23 protein-coding genes are annotated in these 19,949 nt (G+C 72.4%); 13 read left to right on the top strand and 10 right to left on the bottom strand.

The window, feature by feature from the left end; all coding sequences use genetic code 11:
* Positions 1-118 precede the first annotated feature (118 nt).
* Entirely contained in the window at positions 119-1,318 is a 1,200-nt protein-coding gene (locus tag V1634_RS25765) for a hypothetical protein (protein WP_331210464.1), read from the bottom strand.
* Between the two features lie 268 nt (positions 1,319-1,586).
* Positions 1,587-3,287 (bottom strand): ATP-binding cassette domain-containing protein, encoded by a 1,701-nt coding sequence (locus V1634_RS25760; RefSeq protein ID WP_331210463.1) that lies wholly within the window; start codon positions 3,285-3,287, stop codon positions 1,587-1,589.
* Between the two features lie 153 nt (positions 3,288-3,440).
* Here V1634_RS25760 and V1634_RS25755 point away from each other — a divergent pair, with 153 nt between their 5' ends.
* The 3 genes from V1634_RS25755 (at position 3,441) to V1634_RS25745 (ending at position 5,246) form a co-directional block, all read left to right on the top strand.
* Entirely contained in the window at positions 3,441-3,731 is a 291-nt protein-coding gene (locus V1634_RS25755; protein ID WP_331210462.1) for a hypothetical protein, read from the top strand.
* Positions 3,732-4,089: 358 nt separating this feature from the next.
* Entirely contained in the window at positions 4,090-4,884 is a 795-nt protein-coding gene (locus V1634_RS25750; RefSeq protein ID WP_331210461.1) for a hypothetical protein, read from the top strand.
* Positions 4,881-5,246: a GntR family transcriptional regulator gene (locus tag V1634_RS25745; RefSeq protein WP_331210460.1), complete on the top strand. Its 366-nt coding sequence runs from the start codon at positions 4,881-4,883 to the stop codon at positions 5,244-5,246. The genes V1634_RS25750 and V1634_RS25745 overlap by 4 nt, the downstream gene beginning before the upstream one ends.
* Positions 5,247-5,519: 273 nt before the next feature.
* Here V1634_RS25745 and V1634_RS25740 read toward each other — a convergent pair whose 3' ends face one another.
* Positions 5,520-6,131 (bottom strand): DUF2249 domain-containing protein, encoded by a 612-nt coding sequence (locus V1634_RS25740; protein WP_331210459.1) that lies wholly within the window; start codon positions 6,129-6,131, stop codon positions 5,520-5,522.
* Between the two features lie 57 nt (positions 6,132-6,188).
* On the opposite strand from V1634_RS25740, the gene fdxA reads away from it, so the two are divergent.
* From fdxA to V1634_RS25710, 6 genes are all read left to right on the top strand, one after another.
* Complete coding sequence (gene fdxA, locus V1634_RS25735) at positions 6,189-6,533, top strand: ferredoxin (RefSeq protein WP_331210458.1); 345 nt, start codon at positions 6,189-6,191, stop codon at positions 6,531-6,533.
* Positions 6,530-7,195: a helix-turn-helix transcriptional regulator gene (locus V1634_RS25730; protein WP_331210457.1), complete on the top strand. Its 666-nt coding sequence runs from the start codon at positions 6,530-6,532 to the stop codon at positions 7,193-7,195. Before fdxA ends, V1634_RS25730 begins: the two co-directional genes overlap by 4 nt.
* Positions 7,196-7,241: 46 nt before the next feature.
* Positions 7,242-7,673, top strand: a complete 432-nt coding sequence (locus V1634_RS25725) for a hypothetical protein (protein ID WP_331210456.1) — start codon at positions 7,242-7,244, stop codon at positions 7,671-7,673.
* Positions 7,674-7,696: 23 nt separating this feature from the next.
* Complete coding sequence (locus V1634_RS25720; protein ID WP_331210455.1) at positions 7,697-8,035, top strand: cupin domain-containing protein; 339 nt, start codon at positions 7,697-7,699, stop codon at positions 8,033-8,035.
* Positions 8,036-8,598: 563 nt separating this feature from the next.
* Positions 8,599-9,162 (top strand): TetR/AcrR family transcriptional regulator, encoded by a 564-nt coding sequence (locus tag V1634_RS25715; RefSeq protein WP_331210454.1) that lies wholly within the window; start codon positions 8,599-8,601, stop codon positions 9,160-9,162.
* Positions 9,159-9,767, top strand: coding sequence for a hypothetical protein (locus V1634_RS25710; protein WP_331210453.1), 609 nt, complete (start codon positions 9,159-9,161; stop codon positions 9,765-9,767). The genes V1634_RS25715 and V1634_RS25710 overlap by 4 nt, the downstream gene beginning before the upstream one ends.
* Before the next feature lie 44 nt (positions 9,768-9,811).
* Here V1634_RS25710 and V1634_RS25705 read toward each other — a convergent pair whose 3' ends face one another.
* From V1634_RS25705 to V1634_RS25695, 3 genes are all read right to left on the bottom strand, one after another.
* The gene (locus tag V1634_RS25705) at positions 9,812-10,546 is read right to left on the bottom strand and encodes a class I SAM-dependent methyltransferase (protein ID WP_331210452.1); all 735 of its coding nucleotides are present in this window, start codon (positions 10,544-10,546) and stop codon (positions 9,812-9,814) included.
* Positions 10,547-10,879: 333 nt separating this feature from the next.
* Positions 10,880-11,266 (bottom strand): VOC family protein, encoded by a 387-nt coding sequence (locus tag V1634_RS25700; protein WP_331210451.1) that lies wholly within the window; start codon positions 11,264-11,266, stop codon positions 10,880-10,882.
* 37 nt (positions 11,267-11,303) lie between these two features.
* Complete coding sequence (locus V1634_RS25695) at positions 11,304-12,095, bottom strand: MerR family transcriptional regulator (protein ID WP_331210450.1); 792 nt, start codon at positions 12,093-12,095, stop codon at positions 11,304-11,306.
* A 251-nt stretch (positions 12,096-12,346) separates the two neighbouring features.
* On the opposite strand from V1634_RS25695, the gene V1634_RS25690 reads away from it, so the two are divergent.
* Positions 12,347-14,017 carry a helix-turn-helix domain-containing protein gene (locus V1634_RS25690; protein WP_331210449.1) on the top strand — a complete coding sequence of 557 codons (1,671 nt, stop codon included), beginning with the start codon at positions 12,347-12,349 and terminating at the stop codon, positions 14,015-14,017.
* A gap of 275 nt (positions 14,018-14,292) precedes the next feature.
* Here V1634_RS25690 and hisG read toward each other — a convergent pair whose 3' ends face one another.
* The 4 genes from hisG to V1634_RS25670 all read right to left on the bottom strand — a co-directional run bounded on the left by hisG (position 14,293) and on the right by V1634_RS25670 (position 17,292).
* The gene (gene hisG / locus V1634_RS25685) at positions 14,293-15,138 is read right to left on the bottom strand and encodes an ATP phosphoribosyltransferase (protein WP_331210448.1); all 846 of its coding nucleotides are present in this window, start codon (positions 15,136-15,138) and stop codon (positions 14,293-14,295) included.
* Between the two features lie 78 nt (positions 15,139-15,216).
* On the bottom strand, positions 15,217-15,480 hold the full coding sequence (locus V1634_RS25680; RefSeq protein ID WP_101366712.1) for a phosphoribosyl-ATP diphosphatase: 264 nt from the start codon (positions 15,478-15,480) through the stop codon (positions 15,217-15,219).
* Positions 15,481-15,628: 148 nt separating this feature from the next.
* Positions 15,629-16,774, bottom strand: coding sequence for a GerMN domain-containing protein (locus V1634_RS25675; protein WP_331210447.1), 1,146 nt, complete (start codon positions 16,772-16,774; stop codon positions 15,629-15,631).
* Positions 16,771-17,292 (bottom strand): SigE family RNA polymerase sigma factor, encoded by a 522-nt coding sequence (locus V1634_RS25670; RefSeq protein WP_331210446.1) that lies wholly within the window; start codon positions 17,290-17,292, stop codon positions 16,771-16,773. The genes V1634_RS25675 and V1634_RS25670 overlap by 4 nt, the downstream gene beginning before the upstream one ends.
* A gap of 187 nt (positions 17,293-17,479) precedes the next feature.
* Between V1634_RS25670 and V1634_RS25665 the strand changes: the two genes are divergently transcribed.
* Genes V1634_RS25665 through V1634_RS25655 form a run of 3 tightly spaced genes read left to right on the top strand, consistent with a single transcriptional unit; the run spans position 17,480 to position 19,934 of the window.
* Complete coding sequence (locus V1634_RS25665; protein ID WP_331210445.1) at positions 17,480-18,337, top strand: ABC transporter substrate-binding protein; 858 nt, start codon at positions 17,480-17,482, stop codon at positions 18,335-18,337.
* Positions 18,338-18,339: 2 nt separating this feature from the next.
* Positions 18,340-19,179 (top strand): amino acid ABC transporter permease, encoded by an 840-nt coding sequence (locus V1634_RS25660; protein ID WP_331210470.1) that lies wholly within the window; start codon positions 18,340-18,342, stop codon positions 19,177-19,179.
* Positions 19,176-19,934, top strand: a complete 759-nt coding sequence (locus V1634_RS25655; RefSeq protein WP_331210444.1) for an amino acid ABC transporter ATP-binding protein — start codon at positions 19,176-19,178, stop codon at positions 19,932-19,934. Before V1634_RS25660 ends, V1634_RS25655 begins: the two co-directional genes overlap by 4 nt.
* Positions 19,935-19,949 lie beyond the last annotated feature (15 nt).

Genomic DNA, 19,949 nt, shown 5'->3' with positions numbered 1-19,949 from the left:
GACCGCGGTGGGGGGGCCCCGGGGCCCCCCCCGCCCCCACGGGGGGGGGGGGGGGGGCCCCCGGGGGGCCCCCCCCACCGGTCCGCCCGTCGGCGGCTGTCCTGCCCTGGCGTGGCCGTCAACGGGGCCAGGCGCAGTGGATGTGCGTGGCGTGGTCCGCGTCGTCCCCCGGCCCGAGCACCTCGGTGGCGCCATAGGCACGGCACGCGTCCTTGAACGCCTGGTTGAACGGGTTGGTGGTGGTGACCCGGGTGCCGTTGATCGTGTCGACGTCGAACGCCTTGCCGGCGTAGTGCCGGGAGTTCGCGCCGTGCCGGCTACCCGCGATCGCGGTCACCCGGAAGTTGAAGCCGTTCGTCAGGTGCAGGCTGAGTATCCCCCGCAACATGTCGAGGTCGAGGTTCACACTGGTCCGGCCGACATGGCTGAAGTCGCTGGTACTGGCCGGCAACCCGGCCGCGGTGTCCACGATGTTCTGCCGGGCCGTCGATGCCGGGTCGGACTGCCCGCCGACGTGGAAGGTGAGCAGGTCGATCGCCGGGATGTCCCGGATCGCCGCCGCCGGGTTGTACGCCGGCAGACCCGTACTGAACACTCCCGACCCCAGCGAGACCGACAGCGTGGGGGTACCCAGGCCGTAGCACGGGGACAGATAGCGCTGCCCGGCAGGCAACGCGAAGCATCCGCCCCACGGTGTCCCGTTCAACGTCTGTAGTACCAGGTCGAAGCCGATCTCCAACTGGCGGCCGCCGTCGTAGATGCGACCGTCGATCAGTACGGCACCGAGGCTGTAGCCGTAGTACGAAGAGGAGAAGGCGAAGGGCGCGGCGGCGGCGACGACCGAGCCGTTGTACCTGGCACCGCTGGTCCGCTCGATCAGGTACGCCTGGCCGGTACCCGCGAGGTAGAAGTTGCAGACGATTTCCGCCAGGTAGTCGACCCGGGCCAGGGCGGTGCCGTTGAGGGTCACCTGCCGGCTGATGTACGGCACGCAGGTCGGAGGATCGTCCTGGGCGTCGGCGACCATACGCGGGGCCGGACCGGCCTTCGGCTTTCCGAGGGTGATCCCGGTGCCGCTCGCCGCAGAGGCCACGGAACGTCGACCGGCCGGCCGGATGGCGGCGGTCGGTGCCACCCCGGAGACGCCGGGCGCGGCCACCGCCGGCCGGGCCGGCAAACTCGACGCGCCCTCGTCCCCCGACGCACCGCCGTCCCCCGACACACCGGCGTACGCCGGCCCGGCGTACCCGAGCGTGCCGGCCAGCGCCAGTGCCAGGGCCAGCGTCGCGCTCCGACGCCACCCTAGACGTGACCTCACCGGGCCCGGTCCGGCCCGGTCGACCGTGCCGACCGCCTCGACCCGGGCGTCCCCCTCGGCCGCCCGGCCCGTCCGTGTCGGAGTGGACGCCGCCCGCCCCGCTGCCGACGACGCTCTCCGTACCCTGCCTGTCCGCATCATGCTTCCTCCGTGTTTCGAGGTACGTGTGCGGGCCAGGCTCGCAGTCCGGACTGGACGGCAACTGGAGGTCGATTGAACGTGCCGATCAGCGATCGGGGCCGGAGCGCCCCGGCCGGCGTGGGTCGGGTCATGACGGTTCCGTGGTGTCGGTGCCGAGGGGCAACGTCGGCCAGGCCGCGAGGTCGTGCAGCATCCGACGGTCGTGGGTGGCGACGACGACGGCGGCCGGGGTCTCCAGCAGGGCGGCGGTCAACTCGTCGACCAGGGGTGCCGACAGGTGGTTGGTGGGTTCGTCGAGGATCAGCAGATCGGGTCGCCCGGCGAGCCGCAACGCGAGGTTCAGCCGGCGTTGCTGGCCCTGGGACATCCGGCCGACCGGGGTACGCAGGGCCGCCCGGTCGAGCAGGTTGGTCGCGGTCAGCGGCAGGTGATCCCGGTCGGGCAGCTGTCCCCGGGACCGGAGTCGGCCGACGTGCTGGTCGTACAACTCGTGGGCGAGCGCGCCCGGCGGCCAGGCCGGTACCTCCTGCCCGAGGTACGCCACCCGGGCCCGCCCGAGGTGGCGTACCTCGCCGGTCGACGGTTCGAGGGCGTCGGCCAGTACCGCGAGCAGTGTCGACTTGCCCGCCCCGTTCGGCCCGGTCACCAGCAGCCGGTCCCCGCCGTCCAGGGTGAGCGTGACACCCTGGCGCAGCCGCCCGGCCACGGTGACGTCGTGACAGCGCAGCAGCGGCGTCCCGGGGCGGGTGGCAAGGTCCGGCCAACGCAGTCGCAGCGGCGGCTCGGGCACGGTGAGCTGGTGGGCGTCCAGGTCCTCCTGCCGGCGCCGGAGCGCCTGGACGACTCCCGGCGCCCGAGACTGGCGCTGGTGCTTGCCGTGCCCCTTCTCCGGACGCCAGCCGGTACTGAGGCGCTGCCGCGCCTCGCTCACCGCGTCGGCCAGCCGCTGGTGTTCGGCCTGTTGAGCCTCGTAGTCCCGCTCCCAACGCTCACGCTCGCGCCGACGCCCCTGCTGCCAACCCGGGTAGCCACCGGCGAACAGCCTCGGTCGGCCGTCGTCGCTCGGGTCGAGGTCCAGGAACTCCACGGCCACGTCGTCGAGCAGGGCACGGTCGTGCGTCACCACCACCACCCCGCCCGGGTGCTGGCGCAGCCGTACGGTGAGAAACGCCAGACTCTCGGCGTCGAGATGGTTGGTCGGCTCGTCCAGCAGCAGCAGGTCGTAGCGTGCCCCCAGCAGGCAGGCCAGGCGTACCCGGTAGCGCTGCCCGACCGAGAGCGTCGACAGCGGGCGGTCCCGGTCGGTGCAGGCGTCGAGGCCGGCCAACGCCACGTCGACGCGCCGCTCCGCGTCCCAGGCGTCCAGCCGGGTGGCCGCGTCGAGGGCGGCGGCGTACGCCGAATCCGCGCCCTCCCGCCCCTCGGCCAGCGCGGTCGCCGCGTCGTCGAGGGCCCGCAGGGCGCGCTGGGACTCCCGGATCGCGCCGAGGACGAGGCTGCCGACCGTCTCCCCGCCGCGCGCCTCCAGCGACTGCCGGGCGACGCCGATCGTGCCGATCCGCTCCACCGTGCCCTGGTCGGGCGTGACCATCCCGGTCAGCACGTGCAGCAACGTCGTCTTGCCCCGCCCGTTCTCGCCGACGATGGCGAGGCGGGAGCGGGCCGAGACGGTGACGCTGACGTCGGACAGTACGACCCGTCCGCCGAGCACGACCCGTACGCCGTCGGCTCGGATGTGCGCCCGGTCACCGGCCGGCAGCCGGCCACCCCAGGCGAGATCGGACGGGACGGTCGGATCTGGTGATGAGTGCAGGTCAAGATTGTTCACTGTCTGCTCTTCGGCTCGTCGTGGAGCCGGGCAGCACGAAGACGCCGCCCGGCAGGAACGCCAGGACGGCGGAACAGAGCTAGCTCACAGTCGCGTCAACCCTGCCGCCGTCAGCGGCGGGACCAGGGCCTCATCGCGGCGATACCGGAATGCATGCCCGCAACCATAGCCGACCGGTGGGCTATGGTCGGCCACCGTCGCGTCGGGCGGCTTTCACGGCTCGATCGCCGCTCTCACCAGGATCATGCCGGCCAGACCCAGTGCACCGAACACGAGAGCGGCGACGAACAGCCGGCGGGTGAGTACACGATCGCCCTCGGCTCGGGTCGCACGGTCGACGCCAATTCCCCCTTCACCTTCGCCCAGGTCGCGCTGTATCGCGCTGTGAAGGCGCTCCGCCTGGAAGAGGTCGAGGTCGAGGTGACGGGCATCCCGTCTCGTTGAACTGAGCAGATGAACCCTCCGGCTCCTCGGCTCGACAGACGACCGCCACCCGACCACCGCTCACGCCCGCGACCGCAGAGGAAACCCACCGGGTCGTCGCCTCCGGGCAAGATCTCCCGTAGCGTCGTCGTCCCGCGCCGGAAACGCCATCTCCGCGAGCCGTATCCGGTGCGTCGACAGGTACGTGGCGACGCTGAGTTCGGTCAACCCGGCCAGGACCCATCGATGCGTCCGACGTCACCGCTGCGCTGTCCCCGAGCCGGCAGGCGAGCATGCCCAGCGCCCGCCCTGGGTTGACATTGTCGCATCCTATGACTCAATCTTATAAGACAACGCTTGCGACAATCGGAGGTAGGACATGCGACCGCCAGCTCAGACGGATCCGAAGCGGTGGCTGGCCGGGGTGTGGTTGGAGCGGCACGGCCTGGCCGACGTCGAGCCGACCCCGCTGCTCGCGGCGCGGCTGGCGGTGCGGCGGCGGGCCAAGGTCGCCGACAGCCTGCTGCTGGCCGCGTTCATCATCGGCGCGGCACTCACCCACGTGTCGGCGCTGCCCAGCGACGTCACCTCCTCCTGGTTGCCGACGCTGGTGCTGGTGGCGTTGGTGGTCGGGCTGCTGGTGGCGCAGTGGGTGCTCGGCTGGTGGGTACGGCACGTCGACCGGCGGGCCGGCGCGCGACTGGCCCGGCGGGTCGCCCACCCGGTCCAGCTCGGCTGGTCGGCGGTGCTCGGTCGGCCGTACGCCGTCTTCACGGTCGCCAGCTTCACCGCGGCCCTGCTGCTCGCGGTGAGCGTGCTGGCGGTTCCGGACCCCGGCCTGCGGCGCGGGGCGACCGTCGTCCTGATCGGTCTCACCGGCGCCGCCGTCGGCATCGTGCTGCAACTGCGCAACGTGCTGGCCAGCCCGGCCGTGGCGGAGGACGAGGCATCGCTCACCGCCGACGTCATCATGCGGGTCGAGGACGCCCGCGCTCTCGTCACCCCCAGCCTGGTCTGGACGCTGCCGGCAATTTTCCTGTACGGAGAATCGTTCGGCTGGTGGAACGTCGCCTCGATCGGGCTCGTGGTGGTGGGCGCCATCGCGTACTGCCTGATCCACTTCCGGAGTACGGGTGTCGAGACGGCGGCCCGACGTGCCATGGTCACCGGATGATCGTCATCGACGCGGGCTCGCCGACTCCGCCGTACGAGCAGCTCCGGGCCCAGCTCGCGAGACAGATCCAGGATCGCACGCTCGCCGTCGGCACGAGACTGCCGACGATCCGGCGGCTCGCGGCCGACCTCAGCCTCGCCGTGAACACCGTCGGGCGGGCATACCGGGAGCTGGAAGAGGCCGGGCTGATCGAAACCCGTGGCCGGGCCGGTTCGTTCGTCTCGGCCGCCGGGGAGCAGACCCTCGAACAGGCCCGCCGCGCCGCCCACGACTACGCGGCGGTCATCACCAGGATCGGTATCGATCCCGCCGAGGCGATCCGGATCGTCGAGGCGGCACTCGGCCGGGTCGCGACACCCTGAGACGATCGAGCTGTCCCCGGTACCAGGCGATCTTGTCCTGGAGGTGGGCGTACTGGTGACACAGCAGCTCCGTCCGCTCCTCGACCTCCCGGGAATCCTCCTCCAGCAGGGCCAGACGTTCCGCCAGGGTGATCTCGCCCTGCCGGACGAGTTCGGTGTACCGGCGCACCTGGGCGATCGGCACCCCATCGGAGACGCCATCTCCACGAAAGGCTTCCGGTACGTCAGCCGGTGCGGAGGGCCGTCCTTCCCTCCACACCGGTTCCGCCAGCGTCAGCCGGCGGCCTCGGAACCTCCCACGGTGGCACCGAGGACGAGGGCGCGGCGGCGCTGGTGGACGGTGAGGTAGCGCAGCCCGTCCGGGCCGGCGACGAACCGGCGCCGGGAGCGGCGGGGCAACCAGACCAGTGCCCCGGGGCGAAGGTCGAGCGTGTCGAGCTCGGTACCGAGCTGGCCCGACCCGGCGAGGACGACGACGAGTACGTCGAGATCGGGCCCGGCGTGCGCGTCGATGGTGCCGCCGGCCGGCAGTGCGACGATGTTGGAGTCGAGGTCCCGCTCGCTCATCGGCAGTTTCCAGATCGCTCCGGCGGCGTCCGGATCCTCGCTGGCGGCGACCGTCGCGGTGTCGCAGAGGATGCGCGGCAGCGGGGTCGACGCGAGCTTGCTGATCCGGATCCGCCAGAGCTGGGGCCCCTTGTCGAGGTACTCCCAGCCGTAGCCGCCGGGGTGGTCGGTGTCGAACTCGTCGTGCAGGTGGCGGGGATCGTGATTGTTGATCAGCACGAAGGACTCACCGACCGCCAGGGCGTCGTAGGTCCGGAAGATGGCCGGGTGCTTGTCCGGTTTACGCAGGCCGCGTACGTCGAGTTCCTGGTCGGGCATCGGGGTTCCTCTCGTCGGACCCTATTTATACAAGTGCCGCTTGTGTAAACTCAAGTCGTGACCTACGTGATCGCGCTCCCCTGCGTGGACGTGCTCGACCGGGCGTGCGTGCAGGAGTGCCCGGTGGACTGCATCTACGAGGGCGCCCGCAGCCTCTACATCCAGCCGGACGAGTGCGTGGACTGCGGCGCCTGCGAGCCGGTCTGCCCGGTCGAGGCGATCTACTACGAGGACGACCTGCCGGACCAGTGGCGGATCTACCAACCGGACAACGAACGGTTCTTCTCCGAGCCCCTGCCCGGCCGGGACGAGCCGCTGGACTCGCCGGGTGGCGCGGTCAGGCTCGGCCCGCTCGGCGTCGACACGGCGCTGGTGGCCGCCCTGCCACCGCAGACCTCATGACCGGGCCGCCGGTGGGCCGCCGGGCGGACGTGCTGGCCGCGCTCCGCGCGTCACCGGTGCCGCTGAGCATCACCGACATCGCCGAGCGGCTGGACGTACACCCGAACACGGTCCGGTTCCACCTCGACACCCTGGCCGGGACGGGGCAGGTGGAACGGGTCCACGCCGCTGCCGGCCGGCGCGGTCGACCGGCACTGTTGTTCCGGGCCCGACCCGGGATGGATCCGGCCGGGCCACGCAACTACCGACTCCTGGCCGGAATCCTGGCCGGCAGCGTCGCCACCGATCCCGATGCGCTGCGCAGGGCGTCCGAGGCCGGACGCGCCTGGGGCAGGAAGCTCGCCGAGCCGCCGGCCGGAGCGTCTGCCGCCACCGGCGATCAGGCGGTCGACCGGCTGGTGGAACTCCTCGACGACCTCGGGTTCGCACCCGAGCGACGGGTCACGGCCGGCGGGCGACAGATCGGGTTGCGGCACTGCCCGTTCCTGGATCTCGTGCAGACCGAGGCCCAGGTCATCTGCCAGGTGCATCTGGCGCTGATGCAGGGCGCGATGGCCGCCACCGGTGCCTCGGCCACGGTCGAGCGGCTCGAGCCCTTCGCCGAACCCGACCTGTGTCTGGCCCACCTCGGCGGGGTGGGCGGGGCGGGCGGCGCGTCGTGATCGGCCACCTGCCGCAACCGCGCGGTGGCGCGGAGAGGGAGAATTCATGAGTACGGCTCCGGCGCTCGCCACCGCCGTGACGTTCGTCTGGCTCGGCATGGTGCTGGCGATCTCCTTTCTGGAGGCGCCGTTGAAGTTCCGGGCTCCCGAGGTCACCCTGCGGATCGGGCTCGGCATCGGTCGGCTGGTTTTCCGGGCGCTCAACGCCGTCGAGGTCGTCCTGACGGTGATCCTGGTGGTCGCGGTGATCGCGGCCGGCGCACCGACCGGGGCCGCTGTCGTGGTCGCCGTCGCGGTCGTCGTCACGGTGCTGGTGGTGCAGCTCGCCCTGGTACGTCCCCGGCTGACCCGCCGGTCCGACCTGATCCTCGCCGGCGGGGAGGCGCCACGGTCGCGCGGCCACTACGCCTATGTCGCCCTGGAGGCAGTCAAGGTCGCCGCCCTGATCACCACCGGCACCCTGCTGCTGGCGGCCTGAGCACCACGTCGAAAGGTAGTGCGATGCAGTCGATTTCCCTGACCTCTCTGCTGGAGGCGCAGTTGACCTCGGCGCGGGAGAGCAGCAGCGGCCGGAGCGCCCGTACGGTCCACGGCGGGCACGGGCACGCGCTGCGGCAGACCCTGCTCGCGCTCGCCGCCGGACAGAGCCTCGCCGATCACGACAACCCCGGTGAGGCGACGCTCCAGGTCCTGCACGGCCGGGTACGCCTCACCACCGCCGCCGAGACGTGGGAGGGAAGCGCCGGTGACCACCTGGTCATTCCGGCCGAACGGCACGGCCTGACCGCGCTCGACGACTCGGCCGTCCTGCTCACCGTGGCGACGACGCCCGGCTCCTGACCTGTTGTCCCAGCTCGATGTTGTCCCAGCTCGACGGTGAAAGTCAGCTCCGCGCCTCCCGGGTGCGCCGACCCGGTGCGGAGGGGGCGTCCTTCCCTCCGCACCGGGTTCCGCCGACGTCAACTGGCGGCGCTGGTGGGCCGCCGCCGTTGACTGGCAGCGCGGGTGGCGCCTACTCCCGGGACCGGATCCGGTGCCGTGGAAGCCGGATTCGGTTCGACGGCCCGGCAACGAGCCAGCCGGTTGTTGCTGTTGTCCCGCCACCGGGAGGTGGCCATCGGGCCGACGACGGGCGTATCGCCGACCGGGAGAGTGTTACCGAAAGATTCCGGTAATCAGCTCCGTCGATAAGCTGTACCACTATTAATACCCATCGAAGACGCCGGACACAAGACCTGGACGTGCCACACATCGACCCGCCCCCACTTCCCGGAAGTCGACCGGAAGTTCCGGAGGGGCAGTCCCGCCGGCCCCGACCCGCCGCCCTCGACTTCGCGGTGCAGCACCTGGCCGACAGACAGCATTCCTTGACGAAATTAACACTTTCAGTCAAGACTGTAAGCGTGTCTCCCATCCCCACTGATCGGATCCTCGATGCCGCCCTCGGCTGCTTCGGCAGGTACGGCTTCCGGGGGACGTCGGTCGAACGGATAGCCGAGGCCGCCGGGGTGTCGCGCCCGACGGTCTACCAGCGCTACAAGGGCAAGGAGTCGATCTTCCGAGCGGTGGGCGCCCGGATGCTCGACGCGGCACTCGCCGACGCGGAAGCCGCCGCCGGGCGGGACGCGCCGCTACCGGAGCGGTTGCACGGCGTGTTGGAGGCCAAGTTCCGGCTCGTCGTCGGCGCGGTCGATGGCGAGGTCCGGGCCGAGGTACTGGCCGACGCCGCCAGCGTCGCCGGTGACCTGCTGCAATCCTTCCACCAGCGGCTGCACGCCATCCTGACCCGGCTAGTCGCTGACGCCGGCGGGCTGGAACCGGATCGGTTGCCCGCCACCGACCTGGCGCTGCTGCTACTGGACGCGACGACCGGGATCGAGCAGGAGGACGCCCCGCCCGAGGTGCTGGGCGTCCGGCTGCGCCAACTGGTCGACCTCACCGTCAGAGCGCTGCGCGAGCCGCGATGACCGGCACGGGGCGGCGCCCAGAGGCGAGCGGCACCGGACGGCAGGAGAGGACGACCGACCCGAGGCGGCTGCCGGAGACGACCGGCCCGGGGCGGCTGCCGGAGACGCTCGGCGCCGGGTGGGCGGGGACGGCGGTCCGGATCATGAGCTGGGTGTCCGGCGTCGGCCTGCTGCTGATCGGCGTCGCGAGCTGGCTGATCCGCCCGCCGTACGGGGTCAGCCTCACCGCGACCGACTCGCTGGCCGAGATCAACGCGGTGATCGTCGGTCTGCACCTCGGCATCGGCGGCACTATTCTCGTACTCGCCGGCTGTCGGCTGCATCTGGTCGGGGTGCTACTCGGCACCCTCAGCGTCGCCGGCCTCGCCGCCGTGCGGATCACCGAGATGCTGCTCGGCGAGGACGCCGCCACCACCCGGCAGTGGATCCTGCTCGCGCCCGAACTGGCCGGACTCGTGCTCGGCGCGGTCCTGCTCGTGCCCCGGCTCCCCCAGCTCGGCGCGTTGTCGGCGGCGGCCGCCCAGGTCGAGCGGGCCGCCGCCGGACGAGAGGCCAACACCGGCGAGGCCGCCGACCGGGGACCCGCCACCGACACGGTCCGGTGAAGCACCGGACGCGACGACCAGCACGGATCCCCGGTCGGCGCTGGCTAGCCTCGGCGGTAGACGGAGACGTGGCTGCCGCTCTCCGCGCCGAACGGCCGGCGGTGCCAGTCGGCGTACCGCTCGGCGAGCCGGAGACCGGCCCGCTCCGCCATCTCGTCGATCTGCTCGGGCCAGGCGTACCGCATGCCGAACGGCTTGAGGTGCACACCCTGACCGTCGAACCTGATCGTCTGCCGGACGAACGTCTGCGCGTCCCGGTCGAACCGGTGCAGCCGGATCGTCGCCGAGTCCTCCGTCACGTCCCACACCTGGACCTGCTGCTCGGTCCGGTCCATGTCGACCGGGTCCGGGACGTACGTCTCGATCACGAACGCGCCGCCCGGCGCCAGCACCCGCGCGACGTTGCGGAAGCAGTCCTCCTGCCGCCCGGCGTCGACCAGGTTGAACAGCGTGTTGTAGACCAGGTAGGCCAGGCTGAACGGCCCGTCGACCGGCACGTCCGCCATGTCGCCGACGACAACCGGAAGCCGCTCACCACCGGGCTTGGCACGCAGCTGTGCCACCATCTCCTCGGACGCCTCGACGCCCTCGACGGCGAGACCGCGGTCGGCCAGCGGAAGTGCGACCCGGCCGGTGCCGATCGCGAGTTCCAGCACCGGGCCGCCGTCGGCGAGACCTTCGAGGAAGTCCACCGCCGGACCGGGGTCCGGGTTGGAGCCCCTGTCGTAGCCGGCGGCCCAGAGCCGGCCGAAGAGACCGGGATCGTCGAGGATGGACATCACTCGTCCCCCTCGTGCGAGGCCGGCCGGGAAGCCGACCCGATTTCCGTCGGGCGCGTCCTACCGACGCCCGCCGCTGTGCTGGTCGTGGAGACCGACGTACTCATGAAGCCTCATATCCTCGGGTAGACGACGCCTGCTCGGACTGGACATCGGCACTCGTGGCATGGCGGTCTCCCCTCGGTTGGCTTCCGGCCGTTCCCGGTCGCGTCCGGCCGGTTCCCGGTCGCATCCGGCCCGGCCGGCAACGGTCAGGACAACAGAGATCCGTTCGCTCCGGCAACCGGTTTACCGCCCCGTTCCCGCCGCCCTGCGACGACGGTGCACCGTGCTTCAGCCGAGCAGGTCCCACAGGTTGCCGGCGATGTCCCGGAACACCGCCACCCGGCCGTACGGCTCGGTCCTCGGCGGGCCTACGAACTCGACGCCGGCCGCTGCCAGCCGGCCGTACGCGCCGTCGAAGTCGTCGACCCGGAGGAAGAACCCGACCCGGCCGGCCACCTGACCGCCGACCACGGCAGTCTGCGGCTCGCCGTCGGCGCGGGCGAGCAGGATGCCGGTCTCGGCACCCGGTGGCCGGACCACGACCCACCGTTTCGGGCGACCGTCGTTGGTCAGCGACGGCGAGTCCTCGACCAGCTCGAAGCCGAGCACGCCGGTGAAGAACTCGATCGCCGGGTCGTACTCCGCCACCACGATGGTCACCAGGTCGATCCGCATCAGGCGGAGCCTAGCCGGGTCACGGAGCCTAGCCGGGTCACGGAGCCTGGCCGGGCCGCCCTGCGGCGCGTACCCGGTCGAGGTAGTCGACGAGGGCGCGCAACTGGTCGGCCGGCCACGGGAGGTTACGGCCGAGTTCCCCGCTCTGCTCGTCCCACATCCGCCGGGCCGCCGCCCGGGTCCGCTCGCCGTCGGCCCCGGGCGGGTGGAACCGGCCGGCCAGCGCGTCCCAGCGGGCGACCAGTGCCCGTACCGCCGGGTCGTCGGTCGGGGTGTCGTCCCGTACGTGCCGGAGCAGTTCGGTGACGAGTTCCGCCCATTCGGTCCGGGCCGCCTCGATTCCGTCCGGGCCGAGCGCCGCCCGCCGCCGCGCCAGTTGCTCCCGCTCTTCGGTGCTGAACGAGGTTTCGAACACAGAGATCATCTCCAAGGTCGTCAGGAACTGGTCCGGGCCGGGCATCGACGCCGCGTCGAGCTGGTCGAGCAGCCCCCGTAGCCGCTCGGTGAGCTGGCCGAGCCGGGCCGCCTGGGCCGCCAGTCCCCGCAGTTGGGCCGCCAGCAGCTCACGCATCCCGGTCAGGTCGTCCGCCGCCCCGGCCAGGGCGGCCGCGACCTCTTCCAGAGACAGTCCGAGTCCACGCAGCGCGCGTATCCGGTACAGCCGGCGCAGGTCACCCTCGGTGTACCGGCGGTGCCCCGAACTGGTGCGCTCGGCGGCCCGCAACAGGCCGATCTCGTCGTAGTGGTGCAGGGTGCGGACCGTGGTTCCGGTGGCCCGGGCCAGCTCACCGATGCTCCACCGACGTCCGACGTCGTCTCTCCCGGTCACGTCCGGAACGCTACGACCTCCCGCGACGTCAGGCGCAACTGCGAAACAGTGCCGTCCCGCAGCGGTCGGCAGCCGGGCCGGGAGGCGGACCGGCCTCCGCCGACATCCCGGTACGCTGGCTCCGCCCACCGGCTCGGCCGGCCGGCCAGCGCCGCGCCGCAAGTGGCGACCGGCCGGGCGTCACGGTCGGGGCGACGGAGCCCCGCCGGACTTCGCCGACCCGGGAGGACGTACCGAGGAGTCAGCACCCGATGAGCCGGGAATCAGGTGACGTGGCCGCGCCGAGCCGTGCCGACGATCTGCTGACCCTCGCCCGCCTCTCCGTCGGGCGGGACGCGGTGCGCGCGATCCTGGACTGGCTCGGGCGGCGTACCGGCGGACTGGCCCTGCTGGTCCGGGCCGACCGGAAAGTACTCGCCGGACCCGCCGACCGGCTCGGGCCCGGCACCCCGCTGTCCCGGGCGGTCGGCGCCGCCGTCGCGGACCTGTCCCGGCGCGGGTCCAGCGCCGCCGTGGTCGACACCGCCGGGCCGGCCAGGGTGCACCTGCTGCGGCTGGGCGGCGGCGACCCGGACCGGTCCGCCGCCGCACTGGTCGCCCGGGCCGAGGAACAGATCGGGTACCTCGTGGTGGTCGCCGCCGCCGAGCGGCAGCTCGGCGAACTCCTCGCCGACACCGCGCGGACGCTGTCGCTCTGTTGGCGGGTCGAGGAGGCGGACCGGGCCCGCCGGCGGATCGCCGCCGCCGACGCGCACGGCCGGGAGGCGGTACTGCACCTGTTGATGGTCGGCGACGTGCCGCCCGCCCGGCGGATCGCCTCGGCGCTCCGGCCCCAGCTACCCGAGGCGCTCCGGGTCTGTGTGATCGAGTGTGTCGGCCGGCAACGGTACGAGGTCGCCGCCGAGATCGACCGGTCGCTGGCCGGCCGGGCCTGGATCGTGCCCTGTCCGGTCCGCTCGAATCATCTCATCGCGCTCGTCCCGGCCGAGCCGTCCGGCGGCGACGCCCCGACGCCGAGCCGGGAGACCGGCCAGCGGGCCGCCGGGCGGGCCGATCCGGCGGACCGGCTCGGGCGGCTCATCACCGCCCGGGCCCGGCAGTGCCGGGTCGGGATGAGCGAGCCGGTCGCGTTGCCGGAGACCGCCAGCGGCTACGAGCAGGCCTTCCACGCGCTGGCGGTGGCCCGGGCTGCGACCGGGTACGCCCGGTTCGACCGGCAGCACGACCTGGCTCCGCTCACCGGCCCGGACGGGTACGCCTGGGCACAGCGGCTGCTGCAACCCTGCCTCGACCACAGGCCGGCCCGGCGGGCCGACCCGGGGGCGGCGGAGTTGCTCGGCACGCTCAACTCGTGGCTGGCCTTCGACAGCGCTGCCAGCCGACACCTCAAGATCCACCGAAACACCCTGGCCGGCCGGCTGCGACTGCTCAACACGCTGCTCGGACTGGATCTCCTCCGGATCCGGGACCGCTCCGCCGCCTGGCTCGCGCTGCGGCTGCGCGACGCACCACGCCCGCAAAGCCCGGAACCCGGCACGCCACGGCCGCAGAGCACCGGACCCGGCACGCCACGGCCGCAGATCACGGGGCCCGACACGGTGCCGGCCGGAGCCGCGCCGGCCAGCCGGGAGGTCACCCTCGACCACCTGCTCGCCGCCCCGGCCGTGACGGCGTGGGCCCGGACCCGGCTCGGGCCGCTGCGGCCGGCGGACCGGTCGACCGGGTTCGAGACGGTACGGGCCTGGCTCGCCGCCGACACCAGTCTCGCCGCCACCTCGACCGTGCTCGGCGTCTCCGTGTCAGCCACCCGCAAGCGGCTCGCCCGGGCCGAGCAGGCGCTCGGGCGTTCGCTGCTGCACGCGCCGGACGCCCGACACGAACTCTGGCTCGCCATACGCGCGCTCGAACTGGCCGAGGGCTGACCGTCGGGTTGACCGTCGGGCTGACCCCGTGCACGGCAGCACCGGCACCGGCACTCGCTGTGCACGGCGGCACCGGCACCGGCACTCACTGTGCGGATCGCTCCCTCGCGACCGGCTGCTCGGCGTCGTACGGTCTGGCTGTCGGGGGGCCGGTGTAGGGGGACGGCCACCGTCCGGTGATCCTTCGGGTTGTGCCACGAGGGCGAAGGGCAACCGGACGGTGGCCTTGGCCCGAGGTCGCCTTGGCCCCGACGCTGGCCCGGTCGAGCGACCGGCTACAACCGGCAGGCGTGGATGTCGGTGACCAGGATCGCCCTGGCGCCGACGTCGTACAGCTCGTCCATGATCCGGTGTACGTCCTGGCGCAGCACCATCGCCTGCACCGCCACCCAGCCCTCCCGGTGCAGCGGCGAGATGGTCGGGGACTCCATCCCCGGGGTGAGCGCGCTGGCCTTCTCCAGCAGATCGGCCCGGACGTCGTAGGCGAGCATCACGTACCGGCGGGCGACGAGTACGCCCTGCAGGCGCCGGACGAGCTGGTCCACCTGCCCGTTGGCCGGCGCACCGGTCCGACGCACCAGTACGGCCGAGGAGCGCAGGATCGGTTCACCGATGATGGCCAGCCCGGCCTGCCGCAACGTCGCGCCGGTGGAGACGACGTCCGCGACCACGTCGGCCACGCCGAGGCGTACGGCGTTCTCGACCGCGCCGTCGAGCCGGATCACCGTCGCGCTGAGCTGGTGTGCGGCGAGGTACCCCTCGACCACCCCGGGATAGGCGGTGGCGATGCGCCGCCCAGCGATCTCGTCGACCGTCGAGACGGTTTCCGGCCGGGCGGCGAACCGGAAGATCGAGCCGCCGAAGTCCAGGTCGACGATCTCCTCGGCCGGGCTGGCCGAGTCGACCAGCAGGTCCCGGCCGGTGATGCCGAGGTCGAGGTCGCCGGAGCCGACGTAGGTGGCGATGTCCTTGGGGCGCAGGTAGAAGAACTCGACGTCGTTGGCGTCGTCCCGGCAGATCAGGTCGCGGTCGTCACCGCGCTGGCGGTAGCCCGCCTCGCGCAGCATCTGGGCGGCCGGTCCGGAGAGGGTGCCTTTGTTGGGTATGGCGATGCGCAGCATCGGTAGTGCTCCTCGCGGTCAGGGATCGGAATCGGGCTGACGGTCGCGTCCCGGCGTCGGCCGGGGACGCGGCGGGCACTACAGATGTCGGTAGACGTCCTTGAGTTCCAGACCGGTGGCGAGCATCAGCACCTGCGCCTGGTAGAGCAACTGGGAGATCTCCTCGGCGGCCCGTTCCGGGCCCTCGTGCTCGGCGGCCATCCACGCCTCGGCCGCCTCCTCGACGACCTTCTTGCCGATCGCGTGCACGCCGCGCTCCAGCGCGGCCACCGTCGCCGAGCCGGGGGTGCCGGCCGCGGCCTTGGCCTGCAGCTCGGCGAACAGCTCCTCGAACGTCTTCACGGAATCCGATTCTCGCAGCCGACCGGCACCGGCCCGGCCGCCGGGTCGGCCGCCGGCCCACCAGGTGGACCGCCGGCCGGAAAGGAAGGGCCCCTTCTTATCGTTTTCTGTTGTAGAAGGGCCCCTTCCTTACACCCCGGGCGGAGGGTCAGCGCACTGTCACGGTGTGGTCGTCGAGGAACTGCTCCGTCCCGTCCGCCAGCGAGATCGCGTACGCGGTCAGCGTGTACCTGCCCGGCGGCAGCGTGAGGTCGACCTTCGCCTCGCCCTGGGCCGGCCCGGCGATGGAGAGCGTGACCACCTGCTCGCGCACCGTACGGGTACCCCGCTGGATCCGGAGCTGGGCGGTCGCCTCGGGGAGGATCCCGGCGATGTGCACCTGGAAGCTCCGGCTCACCGTGTCGGCGTGCTGCGGCGAGATCAGCCAGACCGGGGCGAGCACCTCCATCGCCGGGGCCCGGCGCAGCACCCCGGAGGTGTCGACCCGCCCCCAGAGCCGGTCGACCGGTGCCCCGTCCAGCCGCAGCCGCAACCCGGAGACCCCGGGTACGGCGGTGGCGGTCCAGACCAGTTGCTGCACGGCCAGCCGCGCGCTGGCCTCGTCGACGTCGTTGTCGGCCGCCCCGGCCAGGTCGACGGTGGCGACGCCGTCGGCGACGGTCACCTCCCGCAGGTCGGTCCCGACCGGCCACGGGTTGCGGTAGTCCGGGTCCATCCCGACCGGCCCGTCCAGCAGGTTCCGCAGCGCGGCGGTGACCCGGTCCCGGGCCGAGCCGTCGTGCAGCCACAGCCGGTGGAACTCCCGGTAGAGCCGGGGTCGGCCCGGGTCGCCGCCGAGGTAGTAGACCGGCAGGCCGGTGGTGGCCGCGGTGGGGCCGGCTGCCGGCGTACCCGGTCCGGTGCCGACCGACGGGGCGACCGCGCCGTCCGGCGGGGTCGGTCCGGGCCGCACCTCGTCCGGTGTCGCACTCGCCGACCGCTGCGCGCCGACGGCGCCGGGCGGCGGCTCGACCCGGTCGGACGGTGTCGGCACGACCGTGCTGACCAGCCCGACCATCACCGCCGCCGCGCTCAGGGTGGCGACCGTCACGGCACCGGCCGCCAGCGGTGACCAGCCACCCCACCGGACCCCGGCGAGCCGGGGCAGTGACCATTCCGGCCGGCGCCACCGGCGCCGCGCGCCGCCCCGGTCGCCGGCGGCGATCCGCCGCTGGATCTCGGGCAGCGCGCCCGGTCCCGGCTCGGTCCGGTCGGCCTCGTCCGCGAGTACCCGGCGCAGCATCTCCTCGTTCATCGCTCCGCCCCCAGGCTCTGCTTGAGCGCGGCCAGCCCTCGGAAGGTGTGGCTCTTCACCGCACCCCGGCTGACCCTCATCAGGTTCGCGGTCTCGGCCTCGGAGAGGTCGAGGTAGTAGCGCAGCACCAGCGCCTCCCGCTGCCGGGTCGGCAGGGTACGCAGCGCCGCCATCACCGCGTCGTGCTGGAGCAGGTCGAGCGCGCCGCTCTCCGCGCTCGGCGCGTCCGCCACCGGCCCGGCTCCGGCCAGATAGGCGGTCACCACCCGGCGGTGCCGCAGCGCCGACCGGCACCGGTTCAGCACGCTGGTCCGCAGGTAGCCGAGAGCGCGGTCGGCGTCGCGCAGCCGGGACCAGTGCCCGTGCAGCGCGACGTAGCCGTCCTGGACGATCTCCTCGGCCGCTCCCTGGTCGTGCAGGAGCAGCGTGGCGAGTCGTACCAGCGGACGGTAGTGCGCGGCGAAGAGGCTGCTGATGGCCTCGTCCGCCGACCACTGTGGTGGTGCCGGTCGTGTCATGGTCCTCCCGCCTGGCGGGTCGGAGACCAGTTGGGTCGTCACGGTTGCATGACGCGCTACCCCCCGTTCCGGTTTACCCGCCGCGGTGGTCCGACACCACTCGACAGGCCGGTGACGGGCGGAAATGCCCGGGTGATCGATGAGATTGTCTATGGATCTTCGTCGACGTGTGCCTATGCTGTCGGCCATGGCTCGCCGATCTCTGCCGGTCGCGCTCACGACCGCCACCGTTGTTCTCGCGGCCCTCGTCGGCTGCGCGCCCCAGAACCAACCCGCACCCAATCCGGCGCAGGCCGCCTGCACCAAGGCCGAGCTGAAGACGCGTACCCCGGGCAAGTTGACCGTGGCGACCGACGACCCGGCGTACGCGCCGTGGTTCGCCGACAACCTGCCCGGCAACGGCAAGGGCTTCGAGTCGGCGGTCGCCTACGAGGTCGCGAAGCAGCTCGGCTTCGCGAGGATCGACGTGCAGTGGGTACGGGTCAAGTTCGACACCGCGATCGCGCCGGGGCCGAAGGAGTTCGACTTCGACATCAACCAGTTCTCGATCACCGACGAGCGCAAGCAGGCGGTCGACTTCACCTCGCCGTACTACCTGGTCCGGCAGGCGGTCGTCGCCGGGAAGGGCTCCCGGATCACCGGGAAGACCCGGCTGGCCGATCTCCAGGGGGCCAAGCTCGGCGCGCAGGTGGGCAGCACCAGCTACCAGGCGATCACCGACGTGATCAAGCCGACGGTCAAGCCGCAGGTCTACAACACCAACGACGACGCGAAGAAGGCGTTGCAGAACGGCCAGCTCGACGGCATCGTGGTGGACCTGCCCACCGCCTTCTACATCACCTCGGCCGAGGTCAAGGACGCCACCATCGTCGGGCAGTTGCCACAGGTCGGGCTTCCGGAGGCCTTCGGCCTGCTGCTCGACAAGGACTCGCCGCTGACCGGCTGCGTCAGCGGTGCGGTCGACGCGCTCCGTGCCAACGGCACCCTCGGCAACCTGGAGCGGACCTGGCTCTCCGAGGTGGCCGGCGTAGCCGACATCACGTGACCCTGACCGACCACCACCCGTCACCGATCGCCCGCCAGCGGACCGCCTACCGGAAACGGCAGACGGTCCGCTCGGTGCTGGTCGCCGCCGCCTCGACCGGAGTACTCGGCACCCTGCTGGTGGTCGCGGTGACCGGGTCCCCCGGCTGGGCGCGGGTACGGGAGTCCTTCCTCGACCCACGCATCGGCCGGGCCGCCCTGCCGGAGATCCTCACCGGGCTCTGGCTCAACGTCCGGCTGCTCTTCTTCTGCGCCCTCGGCGCGCTCGCCCTCGGCCTGGTGGTGGCGGTGCTGCGTACCCTGCGCGGGCCGGTCTTCTTCCCGGTCCGGGCGCTGGCCGCCGGCTACACCTACACGTTCCGCGGGCTGCCGCTGATCATCGTGATCTACGTACTCACCCTCGGCGTGCCGGGGTTGCGGTTGCAGGGGATGCCACCGGTGCTGGTGCTCGGCGGGATCGCCCTGGTGCTGACCTACGGCGGCTACCTCGCCGAGGTGTTCCGGGCCGGCATCGAGTCGATCCATCCGAGCCAGCTCGCCGCCGCCCGGTCGCTCGGGCTCACCTACCGGCAGACGATGCGGCACGTGGTGCTGCCGCAGGCGGTCCGCCGGGTCGCCCCGCCGCTGCTCAACGACGTGGTCGCGCTGCAGAAGGACGTCGGGCTGGTCTCGCTGGCCGGTCCGATCGACGCGGTACGGGCCGCCCAGATCGCCACCGCCGAGAGTTTCAACTTCACCCCGTACATTGTCGCGGGGGTGCTCTTCGTGCTGCTCGCCGTGCCACTGATCGCGGTCACCGACTGGGTGACCCTGCGTGCCGCCCGCCGGCAGGCCGCCCGATGAGCACACCGGTGTTGAGCTGCCGGGGGCTGCGCAAGGTCTTCGGCGGGCACGTCGTACTCGACGACCTCGACCTGGACGTGACCGAGCACGAGGTGGTGGCGTTGATCGGCGCCTCCGGCTCCGGCAAGTCCACCCTGCTGCGCTGCGTGAACCTGCTGGAGGAGATCGACGACGGCACGATCCACCTGGACGGCGAACACGTCACCGACCCGCGCGTCGACCCCGACCTGGTACGCCGACGGATCGGCATCGTCTTCCAGGCGTACAACCTCTTCCCGCACCTGCGGGTGCTGGACAACATCACCCTGGCACCGGTCCGGGTGCACCGGCGGGACCGCGCCGAGGCCGAGGCGCAGGCCCGGGAGCTGCTCGCCCGGGTCGGGCTGGCCGAGAAGGCGGCCGACTATCCGGACCGGCTCTCCGGCGGCCAGCAGCAGCGGGTGGCGATCGTCCGGGCGCTGGTCAACTCGCCCCGGCTCCTGCTGCTCGACGAGGTGACCTCGGCGCTGGACCCGGAGCTCGTCGGTGAGGTGCTGACGATGATCCGGGACCTGAAGGCGGACGGCATGACCATGGTGCTGGCCACCCACGAGATGAGCTTCGCCCGCGAGGTCGCCGACCGGGTCTGCTTCCTCGACGGCGGACGGGTGATCGAGGAGGGGCCGCCGGAGCAGGTGCTCGGCGAGCCGACCCAGCCCCGTACCCGGCAGTTCCTCCGCCGGGTCATCGAGGCGGGCCGGCTCCAGGTCGGCTGACCGGCGGCCCGGGCC

The organism is Plantactinospora veratri (assembly GCF_036421995.1).
Lineage (GTDB): Bacteria > Actinomycetota > Actinomycetes > Mycobacteriales > Micromonosporaceae > Plantactinospora > Plantactinospora veratri.
This window is presented reverse-complemented; position numbering and strand designations above follow the sequence as displayed.

Bases quoted from the DNA above. Each gene is read 5' to 3' on its own strand.
- V1634_RS25690 (WP_331210449.1), top strand. From the start codon at position 12,347: ATGAGCCGGGAATCAGGTGACGTGGCCGCGCCGAGCCGTGCCGACGAT.
- V1634_RS25740 (WP_331210459.1), bottom strand. From the start codon at position 6,131: ATGCCCGACCAGGAACTCGACGTACGCGGCCTGCGTAAACCGGACAAG.
- V1634_RS25655 (WP_331210444.1), top strand. From the start codon at position 19,176: ATGAGCACACCGGTGTTGAGCTGCCGGGGGCTGCGCAAGGTCTTCGGC.
- V1634_RS25730 (WP_331210457.1), top strand. From the start codon at position 6,530: ATGACCGGGCCGCCGGTGGGCCGCCGGGCGGACGTGCTGGCCGCGCTC.
- V1634_RS25755 (WP_331210462.1), top strand. From the start codon at position 3,441: ATGCCCGCAACCATAGCCGACCGGTGGGCTATGGTCGGCCACCGTCGC.
- V1634_RS25675 (WP_331210447.1), bottom strand. From the start codon at position 16,774: ATGAACGAGGAGATGCTGCGCCGGGTACTCGCGGACGAGGCCGACCGG.
- V1634_RS25720 (WP_331210455.1), top strand. From the start codon at position 7,697: ATGCAGTCGATTTCCCTGACCTCTCTGCTGGAGGCGCAGTTGACCTCG.
- V1634_RS25745 (WP_331210460.1), top strand. From the start codon at position 4,881: ATGATCGTCATCGACGCGGGCTCGCCGACTCCGCCGTACGAGCAGCTC.
- V1634_RS25710 (WP_331210453.1), top strand. From the start codon at position 9,159: ATGACCGGCACGGGGCGGCGCCCAGAGGCGAGCGGCACCGGACGGCAG.
- V1634_RS25750 (WP_331210461.1), top strand. From the start codon at position 4,090: ATGCGACCGCCAGCTCAGACGGATCCGAAGCGGTGGCTGGCCGGGGTG.
- V1634_RS25705 (WP_331210452.1), bottom strand. From the start codon at position 10,546: ATGTCCATCCTCGACGATCCCGGTCTCTTCGGCCGGCTCTGGGCCGCC.
- V1634_RS25670 (WP_331210446.1), bottom strand. From the start codon at position 17,292: ATGACACGACCGGCACCACCACAGTGGTCGGCGGACGAGGCCATCAGC.
- hisG (WP_331210448.1), bottom strand. From the start codon at position 15,138: ATGCTGCGCATCGCCATACCCAACAAAGGCACCCTCTCCGGACCGGCC.
- V1634_RS25665 (WP_331210445.1), top strand. From the start codon at position 17,480: ATGGCTCGCCGATCTCTGCCGGTCGCGCTCACGACCGCCACCGTTGTT.
- V1634_RS25700 (WP_331210451.1), bottom strand. From the start codon at position 11,266: ATGCGGATCGACCTGGTGACCATCGTGGTGGCGGAGTACGACCCGGCG.
- V1634_RS25725 (WP_331210456.1), top strand. From the start codon at position 7,242: ATGAGTACGGCTCCGGCGCTCGCCACCGCCGTGACGTTCGTCTGGCTC.